Origin of the sequence: Croceibacter sp., from assembly GCF_002716225.1 — a bacterium.
Taxonomy (GTDB): domain Bacteria; phylum Bacteroidota; class Bacteroidia; order Flavobacteriales; family Flavobacteriaceae; genus Croceibacter; species Croceibacter atlanticus.
In genome coordinates this window covers 78,032-93,286 of record NZ_PAZX01000001.1, presented here as the reverse complement: position 1 = coordinate 93,286, position 15,255 = coordinate 78,032, and the positions used below count along the sequence as shown (strand labels likewise).

The window sequence follows — 15,255 nt, the reverse complement described above, 5'->3', positions numbered from 1 at the left end:
CAAGGCATTTTTTTAATTTATCGCTTTCATTGAGTTGATTCAACGAAGATTATCATACTTTTTCTTAGAAAAAATATAAGAATACAAAGAGGTAAAGCCACAGAACATCAACGAAGTGCCAAAATGTAGCACCAAGTTCGAAGCCTAGCATTTGCTCTGCTGTATAGCGTTGTTTAAAATGATTATAAATTAAGACTAAAAGCACAATTAGTCCTGCCGCAATATGTGCTAAGTGCGCTAACACAAGTACATAAATGAAAGAGGTTGTTATTGAACTTTCGCTTCCTGTAAAATAAAATCCTAAATTAATAATATCTTCAAATCCTTGTAACTGCAGCCCTACAAAAATTACTCCCAACACCAATGTAGCTAATAATGAATAAGTTGCTCCTTTGCGGTTGTTTGCTCTTAGTTGTTTTTTTGCGATAAATAAAGTAATGCTACTTGTTACAATAGCTAGTGTACTCCATATAAAAGAAGCTGGCAGCGTAAAATCATTTAACCAATCTTGACGCTCACTACTTACTACATAAGCACTAGTTAATCCCGCAAACATCATTACCATAGATATGATGCCAAACCAAAGCATCATCTTTTTAGACCGTGCTGTTTTTTCTTGTTCTGTTCCTTGTGTTAAATCCATTACCTTATAAATTTATCTAAGACATATATTATTTGAAGCAGTGTGATATAGCTTACACTTGCAAACATTAATTGCTTTGCAGATTTTGGTGTTCGTTTCTTATATAACATGATTGCATAATACATCATAAACACTCCTAACAATCCAATTATAACAGCTGCTATTGGTGTTAGATAAAGACGTCCTGTCATACCAAATGCTGGAACTAATGATATTAAAACTGTCCAGAATGTATATAAGATAACTTGTATGGCTGTTTTTGTGTCACGCTTGCCAGTTGGCAACATTGCAAAACCTCCTTTTTTGTAATCATCATACAACCACCAACCAATAGCCCAAAAATGTGGGAATTGCCAAAAAAACTGTATCATAAATAATGTACCTGGTTCTATTCCAAATTCGTTTGTAGCGGCAACCCAACCCAGCATAAATGGTATTGCTCCTGGAAAAGCTCCTACAAATACGGCTAAAGGTGTTTTTGTTTTTAGAGGTGTGTATACCAACACGTATAATAAGATAGACAATGCACCAAACATTGCAGTTTTAGGATTTATATAATATAACACCGCAACACCGCTTATTGCAAAAGCGGTAGCTATAAACAAAGCCATTTGCACACTCATTCGCTTTGCTGGCAATGGCCTGTTTTTAGTGCGATCCATTAACGCGTCAAGATCTTTTTCTATAACTTGATTATAGGCATTTGATGCTCCAACCATTAAGTAGCCACCAATTGCAAGAAGCAGAACATCTACAAAGTCTAAAACGGTGGCGCCTAAAAAATAACCAGCTACAGAAGAAAAGACCACGCTAATAGCTAATCTCATTTTAGTGATTTCCTTAAAGTCAGAACTCCAAGAAGTTGTCGTATTATGTAGCGCTGTTTCAGCCAAGAAATAAGTTTTTCAATTGGGGTGCAAAGATACTGCATTATAGATGTTTTGCCACGATGAACAGCCTATAAAATTTATAATATAAAGTATTGTATTTCAATATTAAAAATCTATTAGAGCAAGTTTTAAATTATTAAGTATCTTAATCTTTTTACGACCTACCTCACAAACAATTGTAATTATGAAAGTCTTAACCCACACACTGGCATTAATTTTTCTAAGCTCACCTTTATTTTTGCATTCCCAAAAGGTATCTATAAATTCAGAAAAACTATCTAATCATGTTTATATGATTACCGGACAAGGTGGTAACATAGGATTGTTTGAAGATTCAGATGCTTTATTGATGATTGATTCTCAATTTGGTAAATTAACTCCCCAAATTCTTGCGGAAATAAAAACCATTAGCCCCAAACCAATTAAAATACTCCTTAACACACATCATCACGGCGATCACACTGGCGGCAATGAAAATATAGTAAATAAAGGCGCTTCTGTTTTTGCTCACAAAAATGCAAGAGTCCGTTTGTTAAAAAGTATCGAAGACAAGGCTAAATCATCTAAAAAAGCCTTACCAATTTTAACCTTTTCAACCGAGTTAAATTTATATTTCGACACTACACAAGTTTTAATCTTTCATCCTGAAACAGCACATACAGATGGCGATGCAATTATTTATTTTGTTGAAGAAAATGTATTACACACCGGAGATGTATTCTTTAATAGCAGATATCCTTATATAGATTTAGATTCTGGCGGAAGTGTTATCGGTGCCAAAAAGGCGATAGAACACATGTTGATGCTTATTAATGCTGAAACGCAAATTATTCCAGGACATGGAAAACGCGCTACAAAAACAGATTTAGAAAAAACATTAGCTATGTACAACACTTGTATTTCCCGCATTGAAAATGAAATTAACCGTGGCGCTACTCAGGAAGATGTTACACAAAACAGAGCTTTAACTGAAGATCTTGATGGGAAATTTTACACAGAAGGTGCTTTTATATCGCCAGAAAAATGGAGAAGAACCATTTACCTTAGTTTAACTTCTGAAAAAAACTAGTTAATTAATAATCGTAATACCAATTAAACAAGTCTGTCCTAACACCAAAGTTTAACCATACAGTATTTTGTGTTTGTATAACATCGCTCACATCTTCATCTACAGAGAAATCTCTATAAATTGCAGTAGCGTATACTTTAAAATTAGTGGCAGGATTTATAATGTAGCCTAATTCTAACTCGCCATAAAAGCTAGTTGCCTTATTACCTTGCAACAAATTATTTCCATTATCTGCAGGCCTATCATCTTCACTTGTAAAGATATTACCACCATAAACAACACCATCCTTAAAATCAAAACCTCGTTCACCATAAATAAGTTTTCCTAGACCATAATAGCGCTTATGCTTATAGCGTAAAATCCCTATATACTCTCTAAAATTTGCACCCCATAAATGTGCCTGGCTTTGGTTGTTGTGCCCATAATTAAGAGTAATGCTATTGTGAGAATACGTATAAGGTCTTACTTGATTATATTCTGCTTGAACAATTAAATTTGGGACATTGAATGCATTAAAATATTTTATACCTAATTGGTAACCTATTTTATTTTTGTAACTGCCCTCACCACCTGTAATATCTCCGCTAGAAAACTCATCTATCAATAATTGCGCATAAGTATTAAAGCTGTCACTCCACTTGTATTTTCCTGTTAAACCAATTATTGCATTACCACCACGAGAACCAGTTGAAAACTCAATTGCTCGATAAAATATAACTGGATTTAAGTAATTAAGATCAAAACCTCTGTCATTATCATTTTCCCAAATTACATTTTCAAACAAGCCGATATTTAAGCGTTTAGTCACATTTATACTTAAGTAATGGTTAGCCATATACTTTGTTCTGAAAGAACCATCTGCAGTTACAGCAGGCCTCACATCGCGCAGAGACATCCAAGTATTTGTATACTTTAATTTCCAAAATGTAGTATTTAATTTAAAGTAGGGATAAGGGCTTGCATTATCACTTAACAATAATGACCTATAACCATCACCTATAAAATTTTTGCCGTGCCCAAACTGCACATTAAAAAATTTTGACGGTGAATACGACAAGTATCCTGTAGCAATAGGATAGTCAAATGCGTCTTCTCCAAACTCTTTTGCAATACCTCTTCCTGGTATGATAGCTGGATTACCTCCATCTGGCTTTAAACTCCTTGCAAAATCATTATAATATCCAGCAAAGCGGCCTTGACTTTCATATAATACAGTGTGGAAATTTAAGTTCTTTCCTAGACCTCCTTGAAAAACTGCAGCTCTTGTATTGTTATAAGTAGTTAAATCTCTATCTAAATCTCTTCCCAACTGTAAATCTGCAGCAACATCTAACGTAAACCAATAATCTTTTCCTTGAAGCCTAATTAAATGTTCATTAAAAAATTTCCTGCCAAACCAAGAAGATTTATCATAATGTAATTTCTTATTTTCTTTCTCAAAATCATAATAGCGTTGTACTTCTTTATATAATAAAGGCTTAGAAGCTGTATGATTATTGGTGCCAACTTGGTTCATGTCATCATCAAAACGAGAATAAACTTCATGTGATAAAGGAATGTTTATTTGGCTAGACGCTTGTCTATTTTTAAACGGACGCACCTCTACATCATCATACTCATTTTTAATAGTGTTTGGTGACACAGTTGCAATCGCTTTTACAGGATTATCTATTTCGTTAATTGTCGGGTTTAACATTCTTGACAATGGTAGTTTTATAGGCATACGAAATTGCATATCTATAACTCTACTATTATAACTTGCAGGTTGTATTTTTGGTAATTTCTCAAAAACAGCTAAGGTTGCCTCTTGTAACTCTTCATACACTGCTTCTGTATATATTACATTAAAGATTCCTTCTGTATCCACTTCAAAAATCACTGTTACATCTGTTTTTAAATCTTTAGTTTCAATACCATCAGGTATTTGAAAATTGGAATAGATAAATGATTTTAAAGTAGCATCAAAACAATTCTCAAGATTAGACAGTGCAACAGATTCACATTCATTAAAAACAGGATAGCGTTCTGAAGAAGTTGTTGCTGTTTGAGCACAGACTAAAAAAGGAAGCAATAAAAATAAGGTGTAAAAGGTCTTCATAGCGCTTAAAAAAACTTCAGGTTTTTCAGGTGATGAAGATACCTCATTTAGGTGACCTATAAAAAAAAGCCTCTTCGAATTAGTAGTCGAAAAGGCTTTTAAATAAAGACAGTTGATGGCTAGTCTTTTACATTAAATACAATTGGAAGATCAAAAATAACTTCTACCGGCTTGTTACTTTGCTGTCCTGGTTTCATCTTAGGTATTAAGCCAGCCATACGTTCTCCTTCTTTAGTTAACTTAGGATGCGTAGAGCGACCTTGAATATCTACAACATTACCAGTTTTGTCTATTTTAAATCTCACATAAATTCTTTGCTGTCCACTTAAGCCAAGATCTGAAGCTAGATCACCATCAAATTTACGTTGTACAATTGTATTTATCTTACTAGACATACATGCTCTACGTTCTGCATTGGTAGTTAAACCTTCACAACCAGGAAAAATAGGTACAAACTCCACTTTAACAAATGGTACTGGAGCAATTTCTGGGTCTTCTGTTTTTTCAACCAAATCTCCAGGTTCAATTTCTGTGATATCTGGTTCTGTGGTAAGTTCTGTATCCTCAAATAGCTCTGTTGGAGTATCGTCATCGATAACATCTATAACGTTTATAATCTTCTGAACTTTTTTAAGAGGCTGTTTTTTCTCTACTTTGTCTTTTACGATGACAAATTCTGGATTAAAATAAGTTTCTACTTCTGAGTTGTCCACAGCCACATCATCGGGCTTTACAACTGGTACCGCAGATTTAATCTCCATCACCAAAACGGTGGTTACTAAGGCTACAATTAAGCCTAACTGAAAGTTTACCAATGTACTTTTTCGTACATTAGCATCGTGCTTGTTGTTCATAATAAATGGTTTTAATGTTACAATAAAAACCGAATCAACAAGCATACCAAAAAGAAATCCCGCTCTTGAAAACAAGGCGGGATTTTGATATTTAGGGTGTATTTAGAATTAATCTAAAACCTGGAAAACAATTGGTAATGAATATAATACACCTACTGCTTTACCACGTTGCTTACCTGGCGTCATCTTAGGTAACGCTTTTACAACGTTTTCTGCTTCTTTAGCTAATCTTGGGTGTGGTGCTCTTGCACGTACGTTTGTTATATTACCGCTTTTATCAATTTTAAAAGCTACATAAATACGTTGTATACCACTTAATCCAAGCTCGCCTCCAAGTTCTTGATCAAACTTACGTTTAACAAACTTGTCAACTTTTTCACTCATACATTTCTTACGAGCTGCATTATTAGTTTCACCTTCGCATCCAGGGAAAATTGGCACATTTTCGATAACTGCAAATGGTACATCTGCAATTTCTTCTTCAACTGCCTCTTCTACCTCTTCTACCTCAACAATTTCCTCTTGGTTTGTTTCTGTAGACTCGATAATAGTTTCCTCTACCTCTGCCTCATCTTCAACAACCTCGATTACTTCAGGTGCTGGTGGCGGCGGTGGCGGCGGTGGCGGTGGTGTGTTCTGTATTTCTGTAATAGGCACATCTTCATCAAGTAAATCATCTACTTGAACTTGTCCTATATCAATTTCGTCTGGATAAGTTTTCATCTCAATGGCTTGCCATGTGAGGAATAAAATTAAAATTAGACCAATTTGAAAGTACAGCACGCTGTTCTTTCTAAGGTCTGCTTTTGGATTTTTCTTTGGTTCCATAATGCGTTCGTGTTTAAGGATTGCTAATGTAATTAATTTTTGTCTAACATGGAATTCTCAACACTTTTTAAGTTCACAATTTGTTGTTGAAAACCTCTAAAAATTAAGAAACCTAGACAAGCACCTAATGTATTTGCTAACATATCATAATAATCAAAAGACCTATAATCTGTTAGTGTATCTTGTAAAAACTCAATAAATATGCCATAACCTATCACAAGAAGTAGAATTGCTATTCCTATTTTAGAAAATGGGTATTGAGATACTTTTTGCCTCATCATACTGAAGAGCCAAAGTATTGTTAAAATAAAATATATGGCTGTGTGAGCTATCTTATCTGAAAAACTCACACCAGTTTTAGGAAAACTAGTAGGTTTTACTAAACTAGCTATTGCTACAAGTATTGTAAAAACAATACTTAATAGAACGGCGTTTTTAACCAACCAATTCTTTATAGGCTTCAGCATCTAACAAGTCTTCTACTTCTGAAGCTTCAGAAAATTTAATTTTAACCATCCAGCCTTTTCCGTATGGGTCTGAGTTTACTAATTCCGGCTCGTCTTCTAACGTTTCATTAAACTCTATAATCTCACCAGTAAGTGGCAAGAAAAGATCTGAAACAGTCTTCACAGCTTCAACGGTACCAAATACTTCTTCCCTATCTAGAGTTTCATCGACAGTTTCTACTTCAACATAAACGATATCTCCTAATTCGCCTTGAGCAAAATCAGTAATACCTACAGTTGCTACATCACCTTCAATCTTAATCCATTCGTGATCTTTGGTATATTTTAATTCTTGTGGGATATTCATGTTATTAGTTATAGTGTTAGTTATATTTTTTAGTTTCCAAAATTGTAACGCAAAGTTATGCCACCTCTAATTGTTGTCTGCGGAAATGCAGTAGAAATTTCATAGGTAGAAAAACTATGATCGTAATAGAACAATGCTGTTAAATTCTTAGTAAGTGCATAGTCTGTTGTAAAGTTAATAGTCCAGATGTTTTGACCAGCTGTTGTTTGGCTATTATCTAAATCTAAGTATCGTATAATAGTCTTATTACGTCTGTATGAAATATCTGCCTTAAAGTTAAGGTCACTACTTAGTATACGGCGTTTACCGGCAACTCTAGTCGCTATTTTTAAATCTTTAATTCTGTAACCTAGTCCTACAATATATTCGTTTCCGCTTATTTCTGTAAGAAGGTTGTTATCAAAACTTAATGATAGTGCTCTATCTTTTCTAATTTCTGCTAATATCTTGATAGAGTTATTTGTTTCCATATCTATCTTGACAAGTGGACTAAATGCTTCTGTAATATTCACATTAGAAAATAATGTCCTGTTCTTAAAGTTTCCGGCTTGGTCACGATTATTATCTCCAAATGGATTATTTGTATCAAAATCTATATTAGTCTGGAATTGACTCAAAGTATAAACAGAATTGTACGCGTGATTTAATGAAAAACGTTTAAAGTTATCCTTAAACCATTTTAATCGCATAAGGCCAGTATACTTAATTGTCCAGTTTGGAAGTGGCGTATCTCTAAATGCACCTAAACTTACACTATTTACATCTTTACCAGAATAAGCCGACAAGAATGCTGGTAGTAGAACAGCTTGATTACCTCTACCATAACCACTTGGGAAACCATTCTCATCTACATCTGTAGGGTCTTGACCATTTTGTGCTGCTAATCGTCTTGCTACAACTAATCGGTTTTCTCTAAAAGTATCAAATGCTTCAGATGAATCTTGGTCACTTTGTGAAAATGCTGTGGCAATTAATACTGTTGATATACTAAAGTTTCCGAAGGTATTTGGCGTAAGGGAATTGTATTGATAATCTCCAATGCCACTTCCAGTAACCCTATAGTTTTCTTGAAAAGTTTCAGAATAATTTCTGGCAGCGTTTAGGTCTATTTTTAGATCTGGCAATAAATCTACTGTAGCCTGAATATTTAGCTCTCTATTTTCAACTTCTTGATATTGCTGATTAAACTGGTCGTATAATGTAAGCCAACCACGTCTTGCTGCTTCTTCGCGCACATCTCTTTGGCTACCTAATGTAAACCCTACAGTTGGTCTTACAGAACCTATAAATCCTACTGTTGGAGTATATCCAGGCAAGAATGTACCTTGACGCTCGATGTAAGACACCTGCAATTTCTTAACAGCTGTAAGCAGACCTATTCCTGTATTAATAGCTTTATCTGCGCCACTTAATTTATTAGAAGGCGTATTATCTTGGTTGCCTTGAGCAGCTAATCTAGGTGTGCTTGTTTGGCCTTGTCGTAAATCTCTCCTATTGGTAGATGTTCGTCTTGCAGTAGTTTTTTTCTGTTTCTTTTTAAGCCCTACATAATTATAAAGTCTTTGTAAATCTAAAGTCGAGTTTAACTCGTGCTTCATAGAATTTTGAACCGTATTTCCTAATCTTGGAATTCCTTGATCTTGTAGGTTGTTAAAAATTTCTGAACCACGTTGCCATTGGTAAGAACTTTCATAACTATACGTAGACTTCACAAACTCCAGCAATGGTATCTTATTTAGAGGTAACTCATAATTAAGCTGAAGATTTTGAGTATGTATGTTAGGAGTTCCTGTTTCAAAGAATCCGTCCCATAGCCCTATAGTTTGATCTTGTGTAAGATCATCATTAACATAATTTCTAACAACAAAATTGTTTCCTGTAGTATAATTAAAGTTTAAAGACTTAGATAGTTTCCAATTAAGTGCAAATTGCCAATCGTACAAATAATTACGTTGGTATAGTTGCGGAATAATATTTCCTTCTCCCAAAAACGACCTGAAACGCTGTCTGTTATATTGTCGTTGTATATTAGATCCTAAAGAAATACTTGTAGGTAAAGGATTAAAGTTAAAATCTTTAATTGGCTTAAAGTAAGCACTGCTATCTAAAACAGCAATTTTCTTAAATGGCTCTATTGTAACTTCTGGAACAGCATACTCATAAGTGGCGCCTACCCTTACATTTTGATCTATAGACTCTTCTATCTCAAAATCCCTGTGATCTGTTTGATTGTATGTGCCAGAAAGGGTAAAATTTTCAATATCGTAAGGCATAGGTGTTTTTGGCTCTGCACCTGGTTCTGTAGAGACTACTCTGTTTTTTCTTAATCCAATTATACTTACACTTTGTCTTCTGGTATAATCTTCTGCACGCTCTTTAATTGCATCTGCTGTTTGAGAATCTTGAGCAGCATCTATCCTATCATCTAACTCTAGGTCTAAAAATTCTGGATCGTATTGAGGTGTAATTAACTCTTCTCCTCTGGTGTAATTAAATGGTATTTGAACTCCCCAATTTTTAGGTAGCAATTGTCCTACACTTACATTGGTTGTTACATCATAACTTTGTACGTCTTCACGACTACGTTGGTTAGGGCCTTGCTCTATACTACCAAACCCTACAGTGCTTCGTCTACCTGTGGCAGAAACATTCATGAAGTCTGCTACGTTGGCATCCATATTTACTACAGCAGCCCAACCTCCTTCATTTTTAAGACCAGATAACCTTAATTCATTAAACCATACCTGGCCAGAAGTTTCGTCTAAATTATTGTCATTTGTATTTTTTACACCTAACATAATAACCCTAACGTTACCAAAACTCGGGTTACCTTTGATACCTACTCTTAGTTCACCAGGAACATTATCTAAAGATACTTCTCCATTTTCATTAAAGAAATTTAAATCTGTCTGGGCAAATTGATCACTACCTAAAACAGTAGCCTTTACAGTTTGTAATAAATCTAATGGTAATTGAAGTTCATTTTCTGACGGCCAAATTTCAGCAGCATTTGTAGCATTTGGTGCTGTTACTTTTAATGGAATCTCAACTTGATAGAAGTTGTCTGTAAAATCTAATCCCATTCTAATGAAAGCTACCATTTCATCATCCTCCAATGGTGTTTCGTTTGGTAAAGACTCTGCATGAAGAAACATTTGAAGTTTTTCATACTGCCTCATATCTACCTGAAAGTTTTTATAAACAGCTCTAGAATCATTAGGTTTTAATCCTGAAACAGTTAATGCTAAAGATTGCTCATCTTCTAAAACCGACTGGTTATTGTTTACAAACTCTTCTCTAATTACACCTGGTGGCGGCTCATAATTAGAAGTCATTTCTTCTGAAACTGAGGTAACTTCAAATAAAGCATCATCTGTTGTAGGGTTATTACCATCTGGTTGTATTGCTACATTATACCTTCTGTAATCTCCTCTAACTAAATCTAATGTTGCAAATCTTAAATGAATGTTTTCTTGAAAGTCCTGTAAGAACATTCTCATGAAACGTACAGATCTTAAATCTCCAATACCACCAACAACTTCTCTTAAAGGATCATTTGAATCTTGCGGAAATTGCAATGGCACTCTAAACTGCACCCAACGTGTTGGTAACGTACCTCCATCAACTGTATTTACATCTAATTCCCTAACGTCTGTCACAAACTCATTTGTATCTGGAGACATCTGGTTTGGTGCAATTGGGACATTTAACTGCAAGTAGCTGTCTATAGTGTTCATCGTGTTGTCTCGATTCACATCTTCAACTGTTGGGAACGTTGTGTTTCCTCTATTATCCTGAGACACATCTGTTGGAGAGTTTCCTTGTGTACCATTATATTGTCTGTAACGCTCTGTAATACTACCTTGAGCATTCAAAAAATAATTGTAATTATCGTTTGAAGGATCTGCAAGACCTGCAAAATCTCCAAATCTTGAAGCTTCTTCCGCATCATCTAAACCATCAAAACCTACATCTTGATTAACACGTGCTTGTCCTTCTGTATCAAAAGCATATACTAAAGATTGGTTTTGTGGTACTTTTCCAAAAGCTGTAGATTGGGTTTGTGCTGTACCGCCATCTTCTGGCAAACCATTCTCATATTGTTTTCTTCCATCCTTAAGTACATCTTCAGAAATACTACCTAAGTTAAATGATATTGTACCACCAGTACTTCCTGCGTTTTCATCGTAAATAAATGGATCTAGTAACCAAAACTCTATATACTCTACATTAGATTGTTCAAAGTTTGTGTTTGTAATTTGGCGTGTAATTCCTCCAAAATTTTGTTCTGGGTTTGGTAATGTGTTTGTACCATTGGCTCCGGTTGCATAGTTGTATTGACCACGCTCTTCTGGATAAAATGCAATATCCATAGGAAACAACACTTGAGGTTGCCCTTGAACAATAGTTGTTTCCGGAAAGATTTCATCAATAAAAACACGACGGGTTTTATAATCTGAAAGATCTGCATCTGACACACCATCTGGACGCTGGTTACTATAAAAAATAGGATCTACTGTATACCAGTTTATTCTTGCGCGACGATCATTTACACGTAAATCTCCATTTCCGAAACCACCATCAAAACCATTTGGTCCTGTAGGTACACTTGACAATTCCCAAGATAATGGAGTTAATATTGAAATAGAGGTTTGTGACGCTTCAAAATCGTCTACATAGGTTACCGTTTCTCCTCTAAAATTGTCTCCACTTGGTGAGCCTGGTTGTAAATAAGCGAACTCTCCACGTATTGAAAAATTAGACTCTACCTCTGTATCAATATTAGGTAAATGGTTTGCAAAGCGTGTTAACCAAGGCACTTCTGTAGAGTAATTAATATTGAAACCATAAATTGAATTGTTTATAGGTTCATAACCATAGTTGGCTTTTTGCGTAATTGGTCTCTCATTTAAGTTAAGGTATGTACCACCAATTAAGAAGTTTTCATTAAAACGGTGCTCAACATTTAATCCAGTAAAACGTTTAGTTTGTTGTCCGAATAATGCATTACTTTCTGTTGAAATCTGAATAGGCACATCTGATGCTAGTAAAGATTCATCTAGTATTTGAACGCGACCAAATTGGTAATTCACTACATAATCTACTCCTTCTTGAAGTACACGACCACCAGCAGTTACTGTTACAGAACCTTGTGGTATATTAAAACCACCAATTGGAATACCGTCTACTCCACTAGATTTGTAGCGTCCTTTAAGTTGGAACTTATTTTTTTCTGCAGATTCTTGTTCTGCTTGTATTTTAGTTGTGGTATAAAGTTTCTTAAATACGTATTCTCTTTGGTTAGAGTTATAGGTTAGCAACTCATTATCAGAGCCATCCATTTCATCATCATAATCTTCAGAAGGATTTAATCTTAGCTTGTTAAACAAGTATTCTCCAAACGGTTCTGTACTTGTAAATATGATTCTACCATTTTGTGGATCTATTGTTAACCCTGGCACATAATCAAAAAAGCCATCACCTTCCAAAACAGGATCATTGTAGGCATTAAGTTTATCAAGATTTAAAACGCGTAATAATGTTGTTTGCTCAACATCATCTGGAAGCGGATCTGCACCTACAGATTGTATATAGTTTAATGGTTGTGGATCTGTATATAATATATTGAATCTAAAATCTTCAGCAGAAACATCAAACGCATCTAAGCTGTAAATGTTTTTCATCATTAAGTCCCAAATAGGTTCGTTAACATTAGTTATAGGACTTTTAAGCATTTTTACAACAAGCGTCTGGTTAACTATGGCAGACATGTTTGGTGGTAAAGCAGCATCATCTATACCATCGTTATTAGCATCTTGACCATTGGTTTGGTCTACATCACTTGCGTCATTAATACCATCGCCATCTGTGTCTTGGCCATTATCATTAGTACCATCACCATCAACATCTGCATCTACACTATCTAAAATACCATCTAAATCTGTATCTGGATTAGATGCAGTTGCCTCTACACCATCATTTGCAAATTCACCAACTTGAAATACCTGGCCGCCAACTGTATATTGAAAAGCAACACCTAAAATTTCATCATTACTCAATCTTTGGTTAAGAGATATATAACCTAATTGAGTATTTATTGTATACTCGTTATTCTGTAATTGTCTTGCATTTTCTAAAACGCCGTAATCTCTTCCTTCTGTAACTTGGGTGCCAAAACCTTGGCCTATAGTAGCTACATCTCTAATTTGATTGTTTAAGATAGATTGTTGCTGAGGATTACCAATACCAAAAGGGTTAAAGTCGTTATTTTCATTATCGGGAAAAGAGCCTGGCGCTTCATTAACGAAACCTGCTGGTTGGTTATCTAATCCAATATTATTTTGATCTGACTCACCAATATCCTGTATTGCAACAATGTTCCTTGCATCTACTAAAGATTGCGTGTTGTTTGTCCTGTTAGTTACCCAAACTTGTATTCTTGTAATTTGAACGTTTGAGTTTATAAATGGATAGTTTGCTAAAGATCTATCATATGTATCCCTAAAGTAATGGGAAAGGAAAAAGTGTTTGTTCTCATCATAATCTAAGATAAACTTTTCGAAATCCTGTACGGCATCACCACCTTCAACATTTACTGTGTTACGTTCAGAATTCTGCTCAGAGTAAACACCAGTAATAGTCGTCTTACCAAATTGCATTTCAACCTTTGCTCCAAATAAACTTTGTGCACCTTGTATAAGAGAACTGTTTAACGGCAAACTCACATTACCGATCTCAATTTTTCTTACAATATCATCTTCTGTTGGAGTATACTCTAACTTAATTTGATTTTGAAAATCGAAACTAGCTTCTGTATCATAATTTGCTGTTACCTGAAGCCTCTTTCCTACTTTACCAAGCAAACTAAGACTTATACGTTGGTCAAAATCGAATGTTAGGTTACTCCTGTTTCTTGGTGAAAAAGACGGATTGTCTTGTTTTGTATAAAGCACACCCAAATCTACCTCGACCGTACCTGTTGGGATAACCTCTATTTCTCTGCCTCCAAAAACACTTTCAAAAAAGTTATTGTTTACATAAAAGTTAGGCAGTAAGTTTTTTTGTTCTTCTTCCGTTCCTTCTTTCTTTCCACTTAAAGCATCAGATTTTTCATTGAAATACTTTCGCATTTCTTCTTGAAATATTAAACGTTGATACTCATCTGGTGTTAAGATTAAGGGATAAGAGATATTAAACTCTCCAAGTTTTTGAGTGTACACATAACGATCTAAATCTACATCGTAAGTGTATTTGTTTAAGATACTATTGGGATCTGAAAGTTCTATTTTTCCTAAGGAGTATCCCGTACTAGTGGAGTCTTGTTCTGTTTCTTCTTGTGCAGTTACAGAGTAAGCACCTAATAAAGCAAATAAAAGGATTGCTGTTTTTAAAGCCGGAATTTTAAAATAGAAGTTCGCCAATTCGCCTAAAGTTTTTTAAGTGCTAGTTTGATGATAGTTTCAACGGAAGCTTCTGGATCTGTTTTGAGTATTCCTGCCACGACTTTGTCGCTTTGTTTCCTCGTATATCCTAAGGTTTCTAAAGCAGATAACGCTTCTTCTTTTTGAGTATTGCCTTGGGATGGCAAAACTTCATCTAAGCCTACAACATTAAGTATCTTATCCTTAAGATCTATAATAACACGTTGCGCAGTCTTTAACCCTATTCCTTTAACAGATTGTATAGTTGCAACATCTCCTTGAGATATAGCTTCTGTAACTTGTTGTGGAGTTAGTGATGACAACATTGTTCTTGCAGTACTTGCACCAATACCCGAAACACCTATTAATAATCTAAAAACTTCTCGCTCTGCTTTTTCTGCAAAGCCAAATAATGTATGCGCATCTTCTCTTACTTGTAGGTGAGTAAAAATTTTTACGCGTTCTTCATTTTTAATAAGGCCAAAAGTGTGCAATGAAATATTTACAAAATAGCCGACGCCACCACAATCTACAATAATGTTTGTAGGGTTTTTCTCTATTAATTGACCAGCTAGTTGGGTTATCATTTGAACTGAAGACTTAGACTGCCAAATGTAGCAAATTTATTAAGATCGCAAA

Annotated in this window: 10 protein-coding genes; 1 reads left to right on the top strand and 9 read right to left on the bottom strand. The window is 34.8% G+C overall.

Annotated elements, in window-relative coordinates; all coding sequences use genetic code 11:
- Nucleotides 1-64: 64 nt before the first annotated feature.
- Nucleotides 65-643, bottom strand: coding sequence for a cytochrome c oxidase subunit 3 (locus tag CL818_RS00315; RefSeq protein WP_013186001.1), 579 nt, complete (start codon nt 641-643; stop codon nt 65-67).
- Nucleotides 643-1,536 (bottom strand): heme o synthase, encoded by an 894-nt coding sequence (gene cyoE / locus CL818_RS00310; protein ID WP_219359943.1) that lies wholly within the window; start codon nt 1,534-1,536, stop codon nt 643-645. The genes CL818_RS00315 and cyoE overlap by 1 nt, the downstream gene beginning before the upstream one ends.
- A gap of 181 nt (nt 1,537-1,717) precedes the next feature.
- Here cyoE and CL818_RS00305 point away from each other — a divergent pair, with 181 nt between their 5' ends.
- On the top strand, nt 1,718-2,602 hold the full coding sequence (locus CL818_RS00305) for an MBL fold metallo-hydrolase (RefSeq protein ID WP_272973246.1): 885 nt from the start codon (nt 1,718-1,720) through the stop codon (nt 2,600-2,602).
- A 4-nt stretch (nt 2,603-2,606) separates the two neighbouring features.
- Here the strand turns inward: CL818_RS00305 and remB are convergent, their stop codons facing one another.
- The 7 genes from remB to ruvA all read right to left on the bottom strand — a co-directional run bounded on the left by remB (nt 2,607) and on the right by ruvA (nt 15,203).
- Nucleotides 2,607-4,700: a gliding motility outer membrane protein RemB gene (remB, locus tag CL818_RS00300; protein WP_272973245.1), complete on the bottom strand. Its 2,094-nt coding sequence runs from the start codon at nt 4,698-4,700 to the stop codon at nt 2,607-2,609.
- Between the two features lie 119 nt (nt 4,701-4,819).
- Nucleotides 4,820-5,554 carry an energy transducer TonB gene (locus CL818_RS00295; protein ID WP_272973244.1) on the bottom strand — a complete coding sequence of 245 codons (735 nt, stop codon included), beginning with the start codon at nt 5,552-5,554 and terminating at the stop codon, nt 4,820-4,822.
- A 108-nt stretch (nt 5,555-5,662) separates the two neighbouring features.
- Entirely contained in the window at nt 5,663-6,382 is a 720-nt protein-coding gene (locus tag CL818_RS00290; RefSeq protein ID WP_013186006.1) for an energy transducer TonB, read from the bottom strand.
- A gap of 32 nt (nt 6,383-6,414) precedes the next feature.
- Complete coding sequence (locus CL818_RS00285) at nt 6,415-6,849, bottom strand: VanZ family protein (protein ID WP_049787188.1); 435 nt, start codon at nt 6,847-6,849, stop codon at nt 6,415-6,417.
- Nucleotides 6,818-7,195 (bottom strand): glycine cleavage system protein GcvH, encoded by a 378-nt coding sequence (gene gcvH, locus CL818_RS00280; RefSeq protein WP_013186008.1) that lies wholly within the window; start codon nt 7,193-7,195, stop codon nt 6,818-6,820. Before gcvH ends, CL818_RS00285 begins: the two co-directional genes overlap by 32 nt.
- A 29-nt stretch (nt 7,196-7,224) precedes the next feature.
- A complete protein-coding gene (gene sov / locus CL818_RS00275; RefSeq protein ID WP_272973243.1) occupies nt 7,225-14,616 on the bottom strand; it encodes a T9SS outer membrane translocon Sov/SprA in 7,392 nt (2,463 codons plus the stop codon).
- 5 nt (nt 14,617-14,621) lie between these two features.
- Nucleotides 14,622-15,203, bottom strand: a complete 582-nt coding sequence (gene ruvA / locus CL818_RS00270) for a Holliday junction branch migration protein RuvA (protein WP_219359938.1) — start codon at nt 15,201-15,203, stop codon at nt 14,622-14,624.
- Between the last annotated feature and the right edge of the window lie 52 nt (nt 15,204-15,255).

Excerpts from the sequence above, each read along its gene's own strand:
- CL818_RS00305 (WP_272973246.1), top strand. The coding sequence starts at position 1,718 with ATGAAAGTCTTAACCCACACACTGGCATTAATTTTTCTAAGCTCACCT.
- ruvA (WP_219359938.1), bottom strand. The coding sequence starts at position 15,203 with ATGATAACCCAACTAGCTGGTCAATTAATAGAGAAAAACCCTACAAAC.
- CL818_RS00285 (WP_049787188.1), bottom strand. The coding sequence starts at position 6,849 with ATGCTGAAGCCTATAAAGAATTGGTTGGTTAAAAACGCCGTTCTATTA.
- gcvH (WP_013186008.1), bottom strand. The coding sequence starts at position 7,195 with ATGAATATCCCACAAGAATTAAAATATACCAAAGATCACGAATGGATT.
- CL818_RS00295 (WP_272973244.1), bottom strand. The coding sequence starts at position 5,554 with ATGAACAACAAGCACGATGCTAATGTACGAAAAAGTACATTGGTAAAC.
- CL818_RS00290 (WP_013186006.1), bottom strand. The coding sequence starts at position 6,382 with ATGGAACCAAAGAAAAATCCAAAAGCAGACCTTAGAAAGAACAGCGTG.
- CL818_RS00315 (WP_013186001.1), bottom strand. The coding sequence starts at position 643 with ATGGATTTAACACAAGGAACAGAACAAGAAAAAACAGCACGGTCTAAA.
- remB (WP_272973245.1), bottom strand. The coding sequence starts at position 4,700 with ATGAAGACCTTTTACACCTTATTTTTATTGCTTCCTTTTTTAGTCTGT.